This window comes from Endozoicomonas sp. SESOKO2 (assembly GCF_024606245.1).
GTDB lineage: Bacteria > Pseudomonadota > Gammaproteobacteria > Pseudomonadales > Endozoicomonadaceae > Endozoicomonas_A.
Map to the genome: position 1 here is coordinate 1 of NZ_JAHHPQ010000008.1, position 1,059 is coordinate 1,059.

Annotated in this window: 2 protein-coding genes; both read left to right on the plus strand. The window is 47.9% G+C overall.

The genetic code is table 11. The features are described 5' to 3' along the window. Positions 1-232: hypothetical protein (locus KDK17_RS00305; protein ID WP_257254392.1), on the plus strand; the 232-nt coding region annotated here is incomplete at its 5' end. A 114-nt stretch (positions 233-346) separates the two neighbouring features. After that, a partial coding sequence (locus KDK17_RS00310; RefSeq protein WP_257287083.1) for a TIM44-like domain-containing protein occupies positions 347-1,059 on the plus strand: 713 nt, incomplete at its 3' end.

The window sequence follows — 1,059 nt, forward strand, 5'->3', positions numbered from 1 at the left end:
TCCTGTAATAAACGAGTTGACCTTTAAAGCTGCGATGGACGCATTGAATCGTTTTGAGGTGTTAGAGGAAACAGAACTTGAAATGCTGCAACCTTATCGCGACCAGATGACGCTCAACCAATTAGACAGTGTGATTCATAAAATGGGCCATAGTGTCGATCTGGAGACACAGCTCGATTGGCATATAACTTATGAGGACAAAAGCGAGGTCCGCTTGGACTCAATGAATTGAGGCCTGATTTATTCCATTGATTTACGCAGTTTTTTTATGGAATAGCTTGCAATAAATTTCACTCTCCATAGGATGAAAGCCCATGGGTATTGGAAACAAGAGACTCTCAGATTGATGATTAAAAGGTTTGCTTCTTTTATGGCCATTATCATGGCCTTCAGCTTCGTCTTTAATGTGCCGGTGGCTGATGCCAAAAAGTTTGGAGGGGGCAAGAGCTTTGGACGTTCCTATAATACGGCTCCCGCTCCAAAACAGCCGGCTGCAGCTCCTCAACAGGGCAGTAAACAGACAGCGGCTCAAAGTTCCCGCAAAGGCCTGCTGGGTGGACTGTTAGGCGGCCTGCTGGCGGGTGGACTGATCGCAGCTCTGTTCGGTGGTGCCTTCAGTGGTCTGCAAGTGATGGATATTCTGATTATTGCTTTGCTGGCTTTTGTACTCTTTAAGGTATTCCGCAGTATGAACCGTGCCAAAGCCATGGCAGCCGGTCATCATGGTGGGAATGACGCTCACTTCACTCCGGAACAGTCAGGGCAGAATCAGACACCTTCTTCATTAGGACAACTGTTTGGTCAGAACAGGGAACAGCAGGAAGATTACTTTGGTCAGGCGGCCCAAACACCCCTGCCTCAAACCGGTTTTGGAACCAGTGATGTCCCCATGAATCTGCCAGAAGGTTTCAATCTGAGTGCTTTCATGAATGGTGCCAGAGACCATTACCGTAAGCTTCAGGAAGCCTGGAACAAGAATGACCTGGACACCATGCGAGAGTATTTGGAACCTGAACTGTTTTTGCAGCTAAAAGCAGAAAGGGCCTCTCTGGGTGGCGA